The sequence below is a fragment of the Nostoc sp. genome (genome assembly GCF_036917095.1).
Taxonomy (GTDB): Bacteria; Cyanobacteriota; Cyanobacteriia; order Cyanobacteriales; family Nostocaceae; genus Nostoc.
This window is the reverse complement of the sequence record NZ_JBALFH010000024.1, coordinates 21036-38678: the sequence shown is the minus strand read 5'-3', so window position 1 is coordinate 38678 and position 17643 is coordinate 21036. Positions and strand designations below refer to the sequence as shown.

15 protein-coding genes are annotated in these 17643 nt (G+C 41.0%); 7 read left to right on the top strand and 8 right to left on the bottom strand.

The genetic code is table 11. The features are described from left to right. Positions 1–539: 539 nt before the first annotated feature. The gene (msrB, locus tag V7L01_RS12985; RefSeq protein ID WP_335035305.1) at positions 540–1034 is read right to left on the bottom strand and encodes a peptide-methionine (R)-S-oxide reductase MsrB; all 495 of its coding nucleotides are present in this window, start codon (positions 1032–1034) and stop codon (positions 540–542) included. A gap of 311 nt (positions 1035–1345) precedes the next feature. Beyond that, entirely contained in the window at positions 1346–1879 is a 534-nt protein-coding gene (locus V7L01_RS12980) for an MgtC/SapB family protein (protein WP_335035303.1), read from the bottom strand. A gap of 407 nt (positions 1880–2286) precedes the next feature. On the opposite strand from V7L01_RS12980, the gene ssuD reads away from it, so the two are divergent. The 4 genes from ssuD to V7L01_RS12960 all read left to right on the top strand — a co-directional run bounded on the left by ssuD (position 2287) and on the right by V7L01_RS12960 (position 7797). Then, positions 2287–3447 (top strand): FMNH2-dependent alkanesulfonate monooxygenase, encoded by a 1161-nt coding sequence (gene ssuD / locus V7L01_RS12975; protein ID WP_335035301.1) that lies wholly within the window; start codon positions 2287–2289, stop codon positions 3445–3447. A 97-nt stretch (positions 3448–3544) separates the two neighbouring features. Further along, positions 3545–4111, top strand: a complete 567-nt coding sequence (gene ssuE, locus V7L01_RS12970; RefSeq protein WP_335035299.1) for an NADPH-dependent FMN reductase — start codon at positions 3545–3547, stop codon at positions 4109–4111. 910 nt (positions 4112–5021) lie between these two features. Next, positions 5022–6380: an FAD-binding oxidoreductase gene (locus V7L01_RS12965; RefSeq protein ID WP_335035297.1), complete on the top strand. Its 1359-nt coding sequence runs from the start codon at positions 5022–5024 to the stop codon at positions 6378–6380. Positions 6381–6438: 58 nt separating this feature from the next. Continuing rightward, the gene (locus V7L01_RS12960; protein ID WP_335035295.1) at positions 6439–7797 is read left to right on the top strand and encodes a (Fe-S)-binding protein; all 1359 of its coding nucleotides are present in this window, start codon (positions 6439–6441) and stop codon (positions 7795–7797) included. Between the two features lie 214 nt (positions 7798–8011). Here V7L01_RS12960 and V7L01_RS12955 read toward each other — a convergent pair whose 3' ends face one another. Next, positions 8012–8389 carry a hypothetical protein gene (locus V7L01_RS12955; protein WP_335035293.1) on the bottom strand — a complete coding sequence of 126 codons (378 nt, stop codon included), beginning with the start codon at positions 8387–8389 and terminating at the stop codon, positions 8012–8014. Positions 8390–8563: 174 nt separating this feature from the next. On the opposite strand from V7L01_RS12955, the gene V7L01_RS12950 reads away from it, so the two are divergent. Both V7L01_RS12950 and V7L01_RS12945 read left to right on the top strand, forming a co-directional pair. Continuing rightward, entirely contained in the window at positions 8564–10396 is a 1833-nt protein-coding gene (locus V7L01_RS12950; protein ID WP_335035291.1) for an NACHT domain-containing protein, read from the top strand. 9 nt (positions 10397–10405) lie between these two features. Next, a complete protein-coding gene (locus V7L01_RS12945; protein WP_335035289.1) occupies positions 10406–12397 on the top strand; it encodes a HEAT repeat domain-containing protein in 1992 nt (663 codons plus the stop codon). A 335-nt stretch (positions 12398–12732) separates the two neighbouring features. Here the strand turns inward: V7L01_RS12945 and V7L01_RS12940 are convergent, their stop codons facing one another. From V7L01_RS12940 to V7L01_RS12920, 5 genes are all read right to left on the bottom strand, one after another. Next, on the bottom strand, positions 12733–13071 hold the full coding sequence (locus V7L01_RS12940; protein ID WP_335035287.1) for a CpeR family transcriptional regulator: 339 nt from the start codon (positions 13069–13071) through the stop codon (positions 12733–12735). Then, positions 13065–13694, bottom strand: a complete 630-nt coding sequence (locus V7L01_RS12935) for a chromophore lyase CpcT/CpeT (RefSeq protein ID WP_335035285.1) — start codon at positions 13692–13694, stop codon at positions 13065–13067. The genes V7L01_RS12940 and V7L01_RS12935 overlap by 7 nt, the downstream gene beginning before the upstream one ends. 99 nt (positions 13695–13793) lie before the next feature. Beyond that, positions 13794–14330, bottom strand: a complete 537-nt coding sequence (locus tag V7L01_RS12930; protein WP_335035283.1) for a phycobiliprotein lyase — start codon at positions 14328–14330, stop codon at positions 13794–13796. Positions 14331–14546: 216 nt separating this feature from the next. After that, positions 14547–15305: a phycobilisome rod-core linker polypeptide gene (locus V7L01_RS12925; protein WP_335035281.1), complete on the bottom strand. Its 759-nt coding sequence runs from the start codon at positions 15303–15305 to the stop codon at positions 14547–14549. A gap of 838 nt (positions 15306–16143) precedes the next feature. Further along, positions 16144–16725 carry a phycobilisome protein gene (locus tag V7L01_RS12920; protein WP_335035280.1) on the bottom strand — a complete coding sequence of 194 codons (582 nt, stop codon included), beginning with the start codon at positions 16723–16725 and terminating at the stop codon, positions 16144–16146. Between the two features lie 156 nt (positions 16726–16881). Between V7L01_RS12920 and V7L01_RS12915 the strand changes: the two genes are divergently transcribed. Beyond that, positions 16882–17544 (top strand): HEAT repeat domain-containing protein, encoded by a 663-nt coding sequence (locus V7L01_RS12915; protein WP_335035278.1) that lies wholly within the window; start codon positions 16882–16884, stop codon positions 17542–17544. Positions 17545–17643: the final 99 nt, after the last annotated feature.

Genomic DNA, 17643 nt, shown 5'->3' with positions numbered 1-17643 from the left:
GAAGGTGGTAGGTTACAGGTGACAGTAAAGAAAATTATCTTCTTTACCCTGTAACCTAAAACTTTATGGAATTTGGGCCTCTGGCAATATGGATTCAAGACCACATTGAATCAAACAACACCGTATCATGGTAGTTAGTAGCATCTATGGCTGATGCTTTCTTTTTTGCCTAAAAAAATATCAGGTAAGTCATTTTATGATTTACTGACGGCGGAATATGAAAGCTTTGACTGATTAACCTAGTTGGAGAACGCTGATGTCAAAGGAAAGAAAAAGTAATAAAGAAGCTAAAAAACCTAAAAAAGATCCCAAAGACAAAAAGGAGAAAAAAGACCCAAACAAATAGGACGATTTAGGTAAATAGCTCTAGCGAAGACCAAGAGTTGCATTTCTTTAAATTGACAATACTTTGTCCAGTAGCATTGAGTAGGAAAAGTTATTGTCAAAAATTTATTCACCCTTGGTCAAGCCTAAAAATCTGATAATTTAGGTTGGCATTGCGTGCGATGTCTACAACAGGCTACGCCAGAGCAACTAAATTAGGCAGGAGTAAACTTCAACGAAACCCCATTCATGCAATAGCGCTTGCCAGTGGGTGCAGGGCCATCGTCAAAAACATGACCTAGATGGCCGCCACAGCGACTACAATGCACTTCAGTTCTGGTCATAAACAATGACTTATCTACAGTAATGGCGATCGCACCTTCAATTGGATTAAAAAAGCTAGGCCAGCCAGTACCACTGTTAAATTTGGTATCAGATGTAAATAGTGGCTGTTCGCACGCAGCACAATAATAAGTGCCTTGGTCGTATTTCTTATCCAATGGGCTGGTGTAAGGGCGTTCAGTCCCATGTTTACGCAATACACTAAACTGTTCTGGCGTTAAAATGGTACGCCATTCTTCTTCAGGTTTACTAATTTCAAATCCACTCTTAGAAGTTGTCATCTCTTCTGGCCCCCATTTGATATACCTTGATAACAATGCTGTGCCGACTATTACTGCACTAGCCTCTAAAAAATAGCGTTTGTCCATATATCTATTATTTTCTATTTTCCGGTTCACTGGCCAATCAACTCCAGTACGGGATTCCCTACATTAATGACTATAATCAGCGATGTCTGACAACAAGCGGCTTCTCTACAAGAGGCTCCGCAACGCCTCTACGCCCTGAATTACCTCCGATAAACTCATTAAAATTAGCTAAAAATAACAAAATACTGCACGACAATCAGATCGACTTGACTTGATTTTTGACACTACACCTGGATGTTGTGCATAGATTGTATGATTAAGTTTTCATTAGAAGTGTTGACTAACAGACGATTTAATGTCGGTAGCGACTGTCAATCATCATCTTCATCAGAGATAGTTCTGAGATCCTTAGTAGTTTCGTGTTTACCCTGACTCGTTAGAAACATAAATAAGTGATTGAGCCGCTTTACACCACTTAGGGTAATCAGGGTCAGTAAGCCTCCCAATAATCCCATTTGCCACAGACCACAACCAATTGCAGCCCCCAACCCGGCCGCTGTCCAGACACACGCGGCTGTAGTTAAACCTTTTACTTTTGGCGTTCCAGATTTTCTTGGAGACTCTTGTAAAATCAATCCGGCTCCGAGAAATCCTATGCCAGTAGCTACACCTTGAATTGTGCGACTCAGTGCATTGGTAGCAGCATAGGGACTCTCGCCCTCAGCCTGCAAAGGAATCATCACGAATAGTGCTGCTCCCATACTCACGAGCATAAATGTTCTCATTCCTGCTGGTCTACCCCCTTGCTGACGGTTAAATCCAATCAAGCAACCAACCAGGAGTGCCAAAGATAATCTAAATGCTATATGTGGCCAATCGTTGGCAGTAATAAACATCGGCCCCATTGCTTTATTTCTCCTAGACGAAATTTTGCGCCTATTGTTCAGTGGGCTGGATGGCTACCCACGTTTATAGCTGAAAACTTAACTACATTAGGTCAATAAGTTTAGCTTAGATTAAGGTTAATTTAACAACAGGTTAGGAATAAGTAAACTAATATACACAAAGCTGTTATCCCTGTATTCTCCCTACAGACAGAAGGGGGGAGTAGGGGAGAAATAACTAATACCCAATACCCAATTTTTTCGATGGCCAGCCGATTGAACACGGCTTAATATACATTAGTCTGATAGAAATACCGGAGTTTTCTAAAAACTTCTTGCTTGGTTAAGCAGAATATGTGATACTCTGAAAACTATAAATAAAGCACGGTATTTCTATCGAATTACCGTAGTTTAAAAGGACAGGACTCATGCAGCTACTATGGTTCATCCCAACCCACGGCGACGGACGTTACCTTGCAACTGCTACAGGTGGACGGGCAGTAAGCTTTCCTTATCTGCGGCAGATTGCCCAAGCGGTGGATGACCTTGGTTATACAGGGGCATTGTTACCTACGGGACGATCTTGCGAAGATGCTTGGATTGTGGCGTCAACCCTGGTATCGTTAACGCGACAAATGCGTTTTTTGGTGGCAATTCGTCCCGGATTGGTATCACCTGGAGTGGCAGCGCGGATGGCGGCGACTTTCGATCGCCTCTCTGGTGGACGCTTGCTGATTAATGTCGTGACAGGGGGCGATCCGGTGGAGTTAGCGGGAGATGGCTTGCATTTAAGTCACGATCAGCGCTATGAATTAACAGATGAATTTTTGACAGTATGGCGAGCGATCGCTAGTGGCGAACAAGCCAATCTTCAGGGCGACTATCTCAACATTCAGGATGGGAAACTGCTGTTTCCACCTGTTCAGAAGCCATATCCGCCCTTGTGGTTTGGTGGTTCTTCTCCCATTGCTCAAGAAATTGCTGCCAAACATATAGATGTCTATCTAACTTGGGGCGAACCACCGGCGCAAGTAGCCGAGAAGATTGCATTAGTTCGCAGACTTGCTTTATCAGAAGGGCGAACTTTGCGGTTTGGTATTCGCCTACATGTGATTGTGCGGGAAACCGAGAGTGAAGCTTGGGATGCGGCGAATCAATTGATTAAGTATGTAGATGATGAGGCGATCGCTAAAGCCCAAAAAGCTTATGCCCGGATGGATTCAGTTGGACAACAACGGATGACTCAGTTACACCACGGGAATCGTGAGGCTTTAGAGATTAGCCCGAACCTGTGGGCGGGAGTCGGTTTGGTGCGGGGTGGTGCGGGAACAGCCTTAGTAGGCGATCCTCAAACCGTAGCGGCCAGGATGTTAGAATACGCTTCTTTGGGTGTTGAGTCATTTATCCTCTCTGGCTATCCCCACCTAGAGGAAGCTTATCGAGTTGCAGAACTTCTATTTCCCCATTTGCCATTAGAGAATCTGCCAGCAGTAGAGACGCAACATGTCTTGAGTCCATTTGGCGAGATTGTAGCAAATGAAGATTTTCCCAAGCAGCAGCATAAGGAGAAAGCCACATCCATATCCTAGTAAAGTTTAGGGTATATAGAGACTGGGGACTAGGGACTAATTCTTCCCAATTCCCGCTCACTATTAAAACAATTGTAGAAATTTGGAGTTGAATTGAATGGCAAATATTTTAGCGATCGCAGGTAGTCCAACCCATCCATCTAGAACCTATGGTGTTGTTGAATACACTGCCAAGCTTTTACAACAAGAAGGCTTGCATGTAGACATTATTTCAGTTCGGGATCTGCCTGCTGAAGATTTAGTTTTTGGACGATACGACAGTCCTGCTTTAGAACAGCCAAAAGCTTTACTAGCAAAGGCAGATGGCGTGATTATTGCCACCCCAATTTACAAAGCTGCTTACACAGGAGTGCTAAAAACATTTCTAGATTTGCTGCCACAAAAATCATTGACAGGTAAACCCGTGTTACCAATTGCCCTTGGTGGAACGATCGCTCACTTATTGGCAATTGAATATGCTCTTAAACCTGTCTTATCTGAATTAGGAGCGCGGCATATCTTAGCTACTATTTATGCGGTAGACAAACAAATTCAACGACAAGCTGATAACAGCGTTCTGTTAGATGAGGAAATTGAGCAAAGACTCAAAGACGTTCTCAAGGAATTTGTTAAAGCTGTAGAATATGATGCCGCAGCGCCTCAAGAATTGGTTCATGCCAATTAAATAATCAAGTTTATACCTCCGTTTGCTGTAGCGGATGGGTAATTTCTACCTATCTGCTACCTTTCTCTAAAAGTTAATCAAATCCACATAAATTTATTCTCAAAATTTAAATTTTTCTAGCAATATTCAAATAAATAGACTACGCCCACTTTTCTCTCCAAACATCTCTAGTCTATTTAAGTAATACCACTATAATTTGATTCTCCATACAAGATTTTTTATATATGCAAATTGTCTCCTAACTCTACCTGTAGTAGATGATTTAAATTTACTCATCTACTACTTTCTCTGCTTAAATTTTAAAATGCTAATCATATCATGTCCGCTTGATTACTTATTAAACCCGAAGAACCCGACCCCGCCAAAGCTATGCTTTGTCTCCCCTCCTCGGAAGCGGGGAGGGGTTGGGGGTGGGGTGCAGTGACTGTGGGAATCATAACTATTTATCCGGACATGAAATCATGAGATGAAAAAGCTAAAGTAGTTAAAACTTTTATTGCAGCAGCCGAACCAAAGCTATAAATAATTATTCGGACTTAAAAATTTATAAGAAACAAAGAAGCTGTTATCGCTCCGACTTAAGCTTTTTATATAAAGGGAGAAAACTTTGTTAATATCGTTCAATCATTTGTCATAAACAAAGAAGCTGTTGTTAATATCGTTAAAACATTCGTTAAAAACGTTAAAGTTACAGATTGCTGCAAAAATTATATTGTCAACGAATAGCGATCGCTTGAAGAACCACCCTTCTTTTATTTAGTTAGCAGCGATCGCCCATTACAAGCTGGCGTTGGCGCAGTCAGCCGTAGGCATTGCTCCTTATATTGAAGCCACCGTATATTAATGGCAATGCGCTTTTTTGGTCAGGTTAACCAGTAAATTAGATGTAGGGCGTAAAAAAATAAACTAAATGAAAGCGATGTCTAACGACAAGCCGCAAGGCGTCTGCGCTTCCGATCTTACATCTATTGTCGGCGATAAAAATGGTGTTTGCCTTTGGGAAAATATCGAACTCAGTCAGCAAAAACGTATCCAACAGGCTATAGCTTCTGGAAAGCTTCCCAGTTGTATTGTCTATCCTCGTACCCAAGAACAGCTAGCCACAGTTATTGCCACAGCTCACACAAATAACTGGCGTGTCCTCCCCTGTGGTAGTGGTAGTAAACTCAACTGGGGTGGTTTAACCAAAGGCGTTGATATTGTAGTCAGTACAGAACGCATCAACCAACTGATTGAACACGCTGTTGGTGATTTGACTGTCACAGTAGAACCTGGGATGAAGTTCTCCGATTTGCAAGCACTTTTGGCAAAGTCGCGGCAATTTCTCGCCCTTGACCCCACAGCACCAGAGTCAGCAACCATTGGCGGTATTGTTGCCACAGGTGATACAGGTTCTCTGCGACAACGTTATGGTAGTGTGCGCGACCAGTTACTAGGTATTACCTTTGTGCGTGCTGATGGACAAGTCGCTAAAGCTGGGGGAAGAGTAGTCAAAAATGTTGCCGGATATGACTTAATGAAGTTATTTACTGGCTCTTACGGCACATTAGGCTTTATTAGTCAAGTAACTTTCCGCGTGTATCCGCTAGCAGAAGCATCGGGGACGGTGGTACTGACGGGCAGTGCAGAAGCTGTATCCCAGGCCGCTAATATCCTTCGAGGTTCGGCATTAACACCAGTTCAAGCTGATTTGCTATCAACTAAATTGGTGTCTAGCTTAGGTTTGGGTGAAGGACTGGGATTAATTGCTCGCTTTCAAAGTATAAGTGAGAGTGTTAAGGAACAGTCAAACCGAGTTTTAGAAGTAGGGCAAAAGTTAGGTTTAAATGGGGCAATTTTTGCAGATGATGATGAAGCTAATCTATGGCAGAGATTGCAAAAACGAATACATACTACTGCTACAGAATCAGTAATTACCTGCAAAATAGGGGTATTACCTACTGCCGCTGTGCAGATTTTGACTCAGGTGGAGTTGGGTTTGATTCATATTGGTAGTGGTTTAGGTTTGTTACAATTAGAGGATAAAAATCAAGTATTGAAACTGCGCGATGAGCTAGGCTTTGCCGGAGGCGATGCATACGACGGGCTGCGCCTACGCACTCAAGCTAATAAAGGTTTTTTAACAATTCTGGAAGCACCAGTGGCGGTTAAAGAACAAATAGATGTTTGGGGCTATACGGGGAATGCTTTGCCATTGATGCGCCGTATTAAGGAACAGTTTGATAGTAAAAATATTTTAAGTCCTGGTCGGTTTGTGGGTGGAATTTAGTTTTAACTAACCGCAGAGACACAGAGAACGCTGAGATAGAGAGGGGAAAGAGAGAAATATGCAAGTTTCAGAAAATTCTGTTAATAATACGGCTAGTTTAAAAAATTTGAAGGGGTTTGATGAGAACCATCCGCCCGACCCAAAGTTAATTGATAGTTGTGTACATTGTGGGTTTTGTCTCTCAACTTGTCCTAGTTATCGGGTGCTTGGCAAGGAGATGGATTCTCCTAGAGGACGCATCTATTTAATGGATGCAATTAATGAGGGTGAAATTGCTCTAAATACGGCAACGGTAGAACATTTTGATTCTTGTTTGGGCTGCCTTGCTTGTGTGAGTACTTGTCCTTCTGGTGTGCAGTATGACAAGTTGATTTCTGCAACTCGTCACCAAGTTGAACGCAATTATCCTCGCAGTTTGCCAGATCAATTTTTTCGTCAAATAATATTTTCTTTGTTTCCTTATCCCAACCTTTTACGGATTTTATTAGTTCCGTTATTGGTTTATCAAAAATTGGGGTTTGCTAAATTCTTTCGTGCTACGGGTTTATTAAAGAAAATATCGCCCCGTTTGGCAGCAATGGAATCAATTCTGCCAGAAATTACTCTCAAATCTTTTCAGGATAATTTGCCTACTGTGATTCCTGCTAAAGGTGAGAAGCGCTACCGAGTCGGGGTAATTTTGGGTTGCGTCCAACGGCTGTTTTTCTCGCCAGTGAATGAAGCAACCGTGCGAGTTTTAACAGCGAATGGTTGTGAAGTTGTGATTCCAAAATCTCAAGGTTGTTGTGCAGCGCTTCCCGAACACCAAGGGCAAACAGAACAGGCGAAAGCTTTAGCAAGGCAGATGATTGATAGTTTTGCCAACACGGATGTAGATTTCGTGATTATCAATGCTGCTGGTTGCGGTCATACTTTAAAAGAATACGGTCATATTTTAGAAGATGACCTTGAATATCGGGAAAAAGCGAAGGATTTTGCAGCTAAAGTTAAAGATGCTCAAGAGTTTTTGGCAACTGTTGGGTTAACAGTGAAACTTTCACCACTGACTGATAAACCTTTAAATTTGGTTTATCAAGATGCTTGTCATTTATTGCATGGACAAAAAATTAGCGTCCAACCGCGTCAGATATTGCGGCAAATTCCAGGGGTGAAGTTGAGAGAACCAATAGATGCAGCTTTATGTTGTGGCAGTGCAGGGGTTTATAATATGCTGCAACCGGAAGTTTCTGAAGAATTGGGTCAGCAAAAAGTGCAAAATTTGTTGAATACTGGTGCTGAGTTAATTGCTTCTGCTAATCCGGGGTGTACTTTGCAAATTACGAAGCATTTGCAGTTGCAAGGTAAGAAGATTTCAGTTATTCACCCGATGGAGTTGTTAGATTATTCGATTCGCGGTGAAAAGCTGAAATTGTCATAAATTAGGGTGCGTTAAACTCTGTCTTAACGCACCTTACTATTAAGTATTTACTTAAAAAGATACGCGATGTGCGACTTAATTTTTGACCTCTCTCCAAACCTCTCTCCTGCAAGGAGAGAGGCTTTGAATTCTCCCCCTTCCCTGGTAGGGAAGGGGGCTGGGGGGTTAGGTTCGAGTAAAAGTTGCACACGCCTAAAGATATTAGCAAATAAAATTACTGTCCTTGACGGTTACGATCAACAAACTGGTTATTGAGGTTATTCCACCAAAGCTGTCTTGCTGCTGTTTCGCCTTCATAGCAGGCTGGCTCATCTTCACCTAGTCTGGCATAAGCTGATCTTCCTCCACAAATGCTGCCTTTAAAGGCTACGTCGTAGGGACAAGGGCAGTTTGGGTTGTCTTTGGTGCTGCGTTGTGTGGCAACTTTTGGTACGCGAATTCGACGGGGTTCTACAAGAGTTTTATTAACTCCAGTATCTTGAACGGAGATTAAAGGGACTACAGCAGCTGAAGTATTAGGCTTTACTATTGCTGGTAAAACAGTTCCGACAAAACTTAAGACTAAAGCTGCATTGAATATAGTTCTTTTCATTTTTTCTGTCTCTCGATATTTTCAATTGGTCTATATTTCAAGAATATCGAGGTTAAAAATGCTTTCCAAGAGCAGAATAGTTCACTTCGTTCTGAACTGATCTGAACTACACTACTCAATCGGTAATAAATTGACTACGCTGTTGTTATTAATCACTGAGCTTAGATATTACCAATGATTTCAGCGTCTAAATCTCGTAGCTTACGAGCAACACCAGAAGGGCTAGAGAAAGTTCTACAAAGAATGTCTGAACTAGAAAAGTTCACTGAAAAAAAGGACAAAAAGGGTTGGTCGCAAGAAGACCTTGCGGATAAGTCAGGTGTGAGTCTTAGCACAGTTAAAAGGTTTCTGAAATCAGAGCCAGTTGATAGAAATACTATTATCTGGATTACTACAGCCTTAGATTTAGATCCGCTAGATGTTATCAATCCTAGTGAGTGGAACCAAACTACCACCAATTCCGAATTAGGGCAGAAAATTCTAATTCATCGGCAAGTTTGCCAAGGGATGCTTGAAAAACAAGGATTAAGCATTAATCCGTTGATGGCTGGTGGTGGAACAACGTTTAAGCGAGGAGACATTTATGTACCTTTGGGATTGATAGAGCGAAAACAACAACGCCAAGTTAGCAGTGAGGAATCCTCAAACCACCCAACGGAGTATGAAGTTACCCGGACGTTACAGCATGATGAGTTTTTCGAGCAAGTTTTCAGATTAGGGGTAAGTCCCAAAAGTAAGGGTAAACGCATCGCCATCATCGGAGAACCGGGAGCCGGAAAAACTACGCTTTTGCAGCAGATAGCAGATTGGGTGTTTGAAAACACTGATCAAGATGTAGCTATTTGGGTGTCATTAGCAGATTTGCAGGTGAGAACCCTAGAAGAGTATTTGCTACAGGTATGGCTAAAACACGCTTTGAAAACAGCGCGAGTCACACCAGAAATGGAAGATTCTTTTGTCGAACTGTTCAACAGGGAGCGAGTGTGGTTAGTGTTGGATGGTGTTGATGAGATGTCGGTGGAAACTGGCAATCCTTTGACTGCGATCGCATCCCAACTTACCACAGGTTGGATATCCAATGCGCGGGTTGTATTAACGTGTCGGCTGAATGTATGGGATGCTGGCAAAAATGCTTTGGAAAGATTTGATACCTATCGTACTTTAGAATTTAGCTATGGCGATCGCCACAAACCCGATTCGGATCAAGTTAACCAATTTCTCATCAACTGGTTTGTAACTAGTAATCCGCACTTAGGAAAAGCATTACGTACAGCCTTAGATCAACCTGGAAAAGAAAGAATTAAAGATTTAGTCAAAAATCCTTTGCGGTTGTCACTAATGGCTTATTCCTGGCAACTGAGACAAGGTAAATTACCAAAAACTAAGGCTGCATTATACCAAAGATTTGTGGAAGCTTTCTACGAGTGGAAACAAGAATATTTTCCCTCTGATTCTGCAACTCGAAAGCAATTGAATCAAGCTTTGGGAAGATTGGCAAAGGTTGCAATTTCTCAATCTTACTCTCGATTTCGCCTCACCCGTCGCTTTGTTTGGTCGGTATTGGGTGAATCGGATACACCTCTGTTTCAGCTAGCAATGCAAGTGGGTTGGCTGAATCAGGTAGGTGTTGCAGAGGAAGATCTAGAAGAACCTGTTTATGCTTTTTACCATCCCACATTTGAGGAATATTTTGCTGCTTGTGCAATTGATGATTGGCGCTTTTTTCTGACGCACGTTCCAGATAATCCTAATGCAGGCATTTATCGTATTTTTGAGCCACAGTGGAAGGAAGTTATTTTACTGTGGTTGGGGCGAGAGGATGTAGCGAAGGACAAAAAAGAAGAGTTTATCAAAGCTTTAGTTGAATTTGATGATGGCTGCTGGTATTTCTATAAGCGTCGAGCCTATCTTCTCGCGGCTGCTGGAATAGCTGAATTTAAAGATTGTAGTTTGCGTGAAGAGATTGTTGGAATGATTGTTGATTGGAGCTTTAGTACTACCTACTAGTAAATAAATATGACTAATAGAAATCATACGATAAACATCTTTAGCAAAGAAGAAATTCCAGAGAAGATAAAGAGACAGTATCGTGGCTTTCTCCCTGGAAGGCACACTGTTAAAAATCTCCTTAAATGGATGGAAAATGATTGGCGAAAGTCTGCTCCTCCTACAGAAACAGCGCAACAAGTCTTGAAAGAAACTGAGCAAGCAACAGCAACCAGATTCCTAGTTGATTTGCTACAAGACAATACTAGACATCGAGATGAAGTAGCTTGGCTTTTGGGGCAAATTAATCCTGGTGATGAACAAGCGATCGCTTTTCTGGTTGAGAGTATTCAAAATTATGCAGATTGTTGGATTGATCCTTATACACACAGGATACAACTTGATAGATTATGGCAAGTTGACCAAAGTAACGAAAGTATAATTGACTTCTTGGTTGAGATGATTCAAACAACTGATTCTCTAGTAATATTGATAGCTGCGGCTGAAAGTTTGGCGAAGTTCGACCCTAGAAATAAAACTGCTATAGCGTTTCTGTCTCAGTTAATTGAGTTAGAAGAAAATGACTTCGTTCTGTGGACATATGCCCACAGCTTAGGAAAAATAGATCCTGCCAGTCCACTTGCTATTCAAAGTCTTACTCACTTAGTTTATGATACTCAATATAAATTAGAAGAATGTTATAATAAATTGCTAAATATTTTAGAAGTAAATTCTGAGATAGACTTATCAGAATTTTATAATATTTGGTTAATTCTTAGGGCAGCATCTCAAAGTTTAGGACAAATAGAACCAGGTAATATAATAGCAATAGCTGCCCTAATTAAATGGATTAATCCTAAACTTAATGAAATTATTGTGGATGAAGGTATACGTTTGGAAGCTACGGAAAGTTTAGGTGAAATTACTTTACAAACTGAATGGAATGAATTAGTAGTTATAACTCTTATATACATAATTGATAGGTCTGAGGATTGGGAAATTATCAACCAAGCTGTCTGCTTTTTAGAAAAATTTGGTACAGGTAATGGAAAAGCTATTGCATCTCTAGAAAAGCTGATTCAGAGTGGATTTTATGATCTCTCCATAGTAGAAAGCTTGGGAACAATTGACCCTGGTAATCAAACTGTAATTAAAGCTTTAATTCAATTTATAGTTGATATAACGGACGAAAGGAAGGTATGGACTGACAAATTCAAGAAAATTACACCAAGTCATCTTTTGCCAAAAATAGCAAAAATAGATATATTTCCGCAAAGAAATATTACATATACTTGCCAGAATGAAACATGGACTGGTGGGATTGAGCAATTTATTGAAGATGATCAGTTTCCGAAAATAATTGCATCCTATAGTTTCACAGATGAGAAATGGGCTGAAAGCCTAGAAAGAATTTTACAAGGCAATCATTTTCCGAAATTAGTTCCAGTCTTGAAGCATTACATGACAGATCAAGCTCTTAAAGACAATATTCATCTCTATACGGCTTGTCATGATGTCATCTGGCGCTGTGCCGAAAACATGAGCTACCCAGAATTTTATCGCGCTTGGCACGGCGAAAGTTCCACAGTTCAAAACTCAGAAAATCTAATAGCTGATATCGCCTCTCAACTCCAACCAACTAACAAAACCTATCCCATCGTCATCAACTGTGAAGCACTACAACATGAAACAGATATAAGCGCCATATCACAGGAACTCTGTAACCAAATCTATCTAACCATCTTTCCTAATAATCCAGAAATTCCAGCAGTTAATAATGCGCCTCAATTCAAACGAATTATCCTCCAAATTAAAAAACAACTCCAAACACAGCATCTCGCTTTGATTATTAACAATTGCGAACCCAATCAGGCGCTTATCACCTTCAGCCGCAAGTTAACAGATGTGCTACATATTGCCTGGATTACTGATAAATTTTTAGAAGCACCTCTGAGAGGTTTTTCATCTGCACATCCAAATTTAGTCAGCGCAATTAAAAGTTGGATTAACGAGATTGAATAAAGAATTGAGAAGTGCGAACTTTCCTATTTTGCTCAATAATAGATAGTTGCAAAAGTGGGATTGGCTTGCAATCGCTATATTTTTAACTTTTACTAAAGCGTTTGTCGTTTATACCCACCATTAATTTATCAAGTTTTAGGGAGTTTTTTAGTTATGTTTTATAACAAACTTAGACGGCTAACTATTAATAACTAACAGCTAATCATTATAAAAAATTAGCAATTAGACATTAACAATTAGCCGTCAATCCCCTTGGGGAGTATTTAAAATTCAAAACTTAATTTTGAATTAGAGTGCAAACGCCTGTCAGAAATATTTCCGTTGGACAGTAACTCTCAAACACGCTCATCAAATCTACTGTAGAAACCACCGTATTTTATCCAGTATTGTTTCAAAGTATGATGAGGCGTATGTAAACTGGCTTTCGCCTGATATAAAATTACTTGGCGATGATCGCCCATCCAGATTTTATTAATGGGGTCAACACATATTACTGTTCCTCCTAAAGAAGCTACACATCCAGAAAATCTTTCAATCGTCGTATATTCTAATGTCTCGAATATAAAAAAGTTACCCGAACAAATCAAGTGACGACTGCGAATCCAACAGCGCATCTTTTTTTCAGCCTGTGGAGGTAACATTTTATATTTAACAGATTCAAGCTGAATCAACATAATGCTCTCACTGCAAGTAATTCATCAGCAAAACTTTCCCGTTTTTCAAACCGCAATGGGCCAGCAGTCGATCCCCATCTTTGCTCGTGGGTTTCAATATCCATACCTTTATCTAGACTTATCCAAGTACGCTCGGTTACTTCTACTTCGCTGACAAGATATGTCTGGCATCCATTGCGCTTTATCAGACATTGATTGCCCGGTTCTACACTGCCTCGAAAGATTTCACCTTCTCGCTGGAAAACCATTGAACAGTTATAACGCCGCTCGATGCTCTCTGGGGTGATGGTTTTGAGGATATCTAATTCACGGGCAGCACCTGCATAAAGCATAGGGTCTTTCAAGCTGTAATTTTCGATATAGATGCGATCGCCTAAATCGACTAGTCTATGTACTCCCTGACGATAGGGTGTCCATAAATCGTGGTCATAAGCTTGTTCAGAATAAAAACCGATGCCAGAAAAAAATTCAACTGATAAAGGACGAAAAAAAATGTGAATGTGGGCGTAAAGTTGCGGATTTGCAAAAGATTGCTTGTAGTTGCTAAAATCTCCCGCCATCCAACAGGCTAAGGTGAGCAAATCGCTAGCGTTGGTGCTAGATTCACTGGGCGCTATCGTCACGTCGCTTCGCTCCGAATTCAAAATTCAAAATTCAAAATTAACAATCCCCATAAATAAATTTATGAGCTTGTATCCTTTTATGTTTTAACCTGATATTTGCTAACTGGTTGAACTTGACAAAGAACGAATTTCTGAAGAAAAGGAAGCTGTTGTCACGCCTTTACCATCACTGGTTTTAATTGTCGCTACCCGAAATCGCAGATTTGGAGTAGCAAACCAAATTTTTTCTTCAGCAGCAGCGAGTTCATACTCTGTCAGCAAGGTAAAAATCCCATCGTCACTCAGATGATATTTAGCCACAGCTGGGATTGTTTCGGCGTATCCCTTATCGCGCAGGAGTTTGCCTCTAGAAGGATTTTCAACATTTGGAATTGGTACCAGCACAGTACTACCAGAGATTGGTTTATCGTCCCAGTCTGACTCACCTTTCCAAGTCATGCGAAAGGGGTGGGTGATGCTGGCGGGGTCAATGTTATACAATTGACAAACTGCTAGCACCGCCGGATCGTTGGTGGATAGAGACTCAATGTCAATGTCAGACAGCACTTGTTCAAAATGGGCGAATGCTAAATGATGACCGCTACGCTGCGATCGCCATCGTCCAATTGACAGTTCAAAGAATTCAGTAATTTCCATTAGAAAAGCGATCTTAAAAAAGTAGCTTAAAATCCAAGAGATATGTTGGCTAAAGAGTTATTCTCCAAGTCTATATACTAGCCTCCTCGATCGCAATTACATTTAAGAGTGCTGAGTTTGGAGAGACGCGATTAATCGCGTCTGTACAAGGGTTTGGAGTTATTGTTCTCTCCCCAGTCCTTAATCCCCAGCCCTCAGCCCCTTACTTAGACAAATCTAAGCAACTTCAGTGATACTGATAATTTTACCGCCCGTCCGATGAATGTTTTGCACTTGTCCAGACAGTTGATTGTAGTTAACTACATATTCGAGGTTGCCCAGACGAGTACGCAGATTAGCTGAACCTTTTACCGCCTTAATTAAGAAGCGTTTGCTGGTGCTGCTTACACTAGAACCAGCAACAGGAGCCTTGATGGATGTGGGTAAATTTGAACCGACATCGCCGATTAATTTGGCTTTGCGATCGCTATCGCTGCTAGCTTCTCCTCTGAGTAAGGTGAAGGTGCGGTTAAAGCTAACATTCTTAATTCCGATTTGGGAAGTAGTGGTGCGAATATAGGGAACAATATTCTCGCCAAAATTCTGCTGATATTCGTCGCTATCAATATAGGATTCGATCTCAGCATCATAGCCCTGTTCGTTGTAGATGCGGACATGTTCGGAAATTTCTGCACGATCGGCAGGAGGACGGCCTAGCAGGTGTTTGAAATTCAATTCAATGAACCGATACTGGGAAGAAGAATTGAAAAATAAGGATTGATAAAACTCTGATTTTGCAATGGTGTTGACGAATTCACGGACACTGATTTTGCGATCGCGCAATTGCGATTCAGCAGTGGCTAGCCGCTCACTTTCCAACAAGTGAGCATTGCCCAAAACCTGTTTGTAAACTGCCCGAATCAGTGTTTGTAATTCACTTTCGCTGGTGTTGGGACGCAGCTCAACCTTAGGTGAATCAATAGCCCAAAGTGACATTGAAATATCTCCTGAAAAACGTAAATTTCATTTAATTTACGAGAATCCTACTCCTTATGGAGGTAGAAATTTCCCATCAGTTGTCAGTTTTTTTTGCTACTGACAAGCATTTGTAAAACTTTAGTTTGTGAAAGCGTGTTAAATATCTTCGTATATGACAACTGACGGCGGAATTACTCAAACCCCAGGCTAACTTTTGATGAACGAGCGACACTGGGGATTAAAGACTGGAGACTGAGTACGGCGGAAATGCTCCACCTTCAGAGAATTTGTAACTATGACTTACCATTTACCTTTTTCCCAAGCTTACTTTGTGGATAGATTCTCTAGTTCACAGGAGTAATACTGGTGACAGAGCGACCCCTAATCGTGATGCTAGTCCGAAAGCCATTCAAACTATCTCCCAGTTAACAACTAAATTTTATGAGAAGGATATTCAGTAGATGTTAAAAAACTTTACATCATTGTGACAAAGGAGAGGTCATAGAGACTTGAAATCCTTATTAGTCTTAATGATTTAAGTTTTTGCATCGTTATGCCTTTACACATTCTGATACGATGCTGAAGCCATATCTATTAAAATTTATTAAGTTAGATAATACTTTAGAGAAATTTCAGCTTTTTTTAGTATTTGATTTGCGATTTTGGATACAGGTGATGATATGGTATTTTTCCTTTGAGCAAGAGTATTAATCGTGCTGAGTCACCGGAGTTTATCTTGGTAAGTGGGCATGAATAAATCAAACTATGTTACCCAATGTAAAATTAATTAAATTAGCTCTTAGTAAGCGGGTCTAGCCCATACTAAAAGCCAATTTAATTATTCACGCCCACTTACTTACCGAATTTGGAAAGTAGCCAGTTGGGCAATTAAATGGTCAAAATAGGGAGCAAGAGTTTCCTGCTGATTGGCTTGGCAGCGTTTCAAACTAGCAGCCTTGATGCTTTTTAAGCCTAAGACCATTGCATTCAAAGGAACTTGTAATTCCTGATAGAGCAAATTCATATAGTGCAGTCCTGTGGGATTCGTATATTCACTGTGCCCACCTGCTATGCCATAGGTAATACAGCGGAGAAAATGCCAGAAATCTCGCCAGCAAGCTTGGGCGCGTTCAGGTGGATAAAGACTGCCTCCAGGCTGGGTAATTTCGGGATAAGTCGCCAAAACCTGCTCTCTAGCTTCATCAACAATTTCGGCTGCGCGATCGCGTAACAACTGAGCAACAGGAATCAAAGCTGAATTATCGGGCGACAAGGTTTTAATCTGCGATAAATCTTCATCGCTTAGATAGCGAAAAGCATCATCCGCAGCTTGGAATATGGCGATTGCTGCTTTTGGATGGGACTGTTCCCACTCAGTAAAGCTGACGATTCTAGCTTTGGCTATTAATTCTTTGACGGTTTCGCTTAATTGAGTCATTGGTTTAGAGGATAGGGCATGGGGCACTGGGTTGGGGAGTAGGTGAAAAGGAGAATAACTCATGCCCAATGCCCTTAATTCAATCTTCTTAGAATGCGATCGCCATTTTTTAACATCTGTAAAATAAAGTAAAGAATAGCTCTACCAAATGCACCTATGGAAATCCATAAAATCCAAGCTGAACTGAAGAACCCAGATTTTCATTATCGGCTGAAGGCGATCGCTGCCCTCGATAATTACGAGTCAGAAGTTGCAGTTCCTCTGTTAACGAGTAAACTTCATGACTCAGAATTTTTGGTGCGTTCTTTTGTGGCAAGGGGTTTGGGTAACCAACAATCAGCGGAATCCTTTGCGGCTTTGATGCAAATTATGAAATTTGACGATACCCCCAACGTGCGAGCTGAGGCGGCAAATTCTTTATCGTTATTTGGCAGAGTCGCAGTTTCTCATCTAGTTCTGGCATTTTATCAGGATGACCACTGGCTAGTCCGACGAAGTATTTTGGCTGCGATCGCCGAAATGGATTGCCCTGAAGAACTATTTGATATATGCGTTCAGGGTTTAAAAGATGAAGATTTTACAGTTCAGGAATCTTCTGTTGATGCACTTGGCTTGCTAGCTAATTCTAGCCAACATAGTGCGGCATTATCCCAGATACTAACGTTGGTGAATGATGAATCTTGGCGGATGCGCGTGCGAGTTAGCTATGCCCTGAAACGATTTGACGAGCCGGAAGCAAAAGCAGCCCTGAACCAACTCAGACAAGATGAAGATCACCGAGTTGTCGGAGCTGCTTTAGAAGACTTGTTGCCACAATAGGACTATGGCTTTGTTGGCAATATTGTCAGAAAACTCATTTGAGCAATAGCTAATGTATTACTTTACCTTAAATTTGACCAAAATATCCGGTTAATCTGC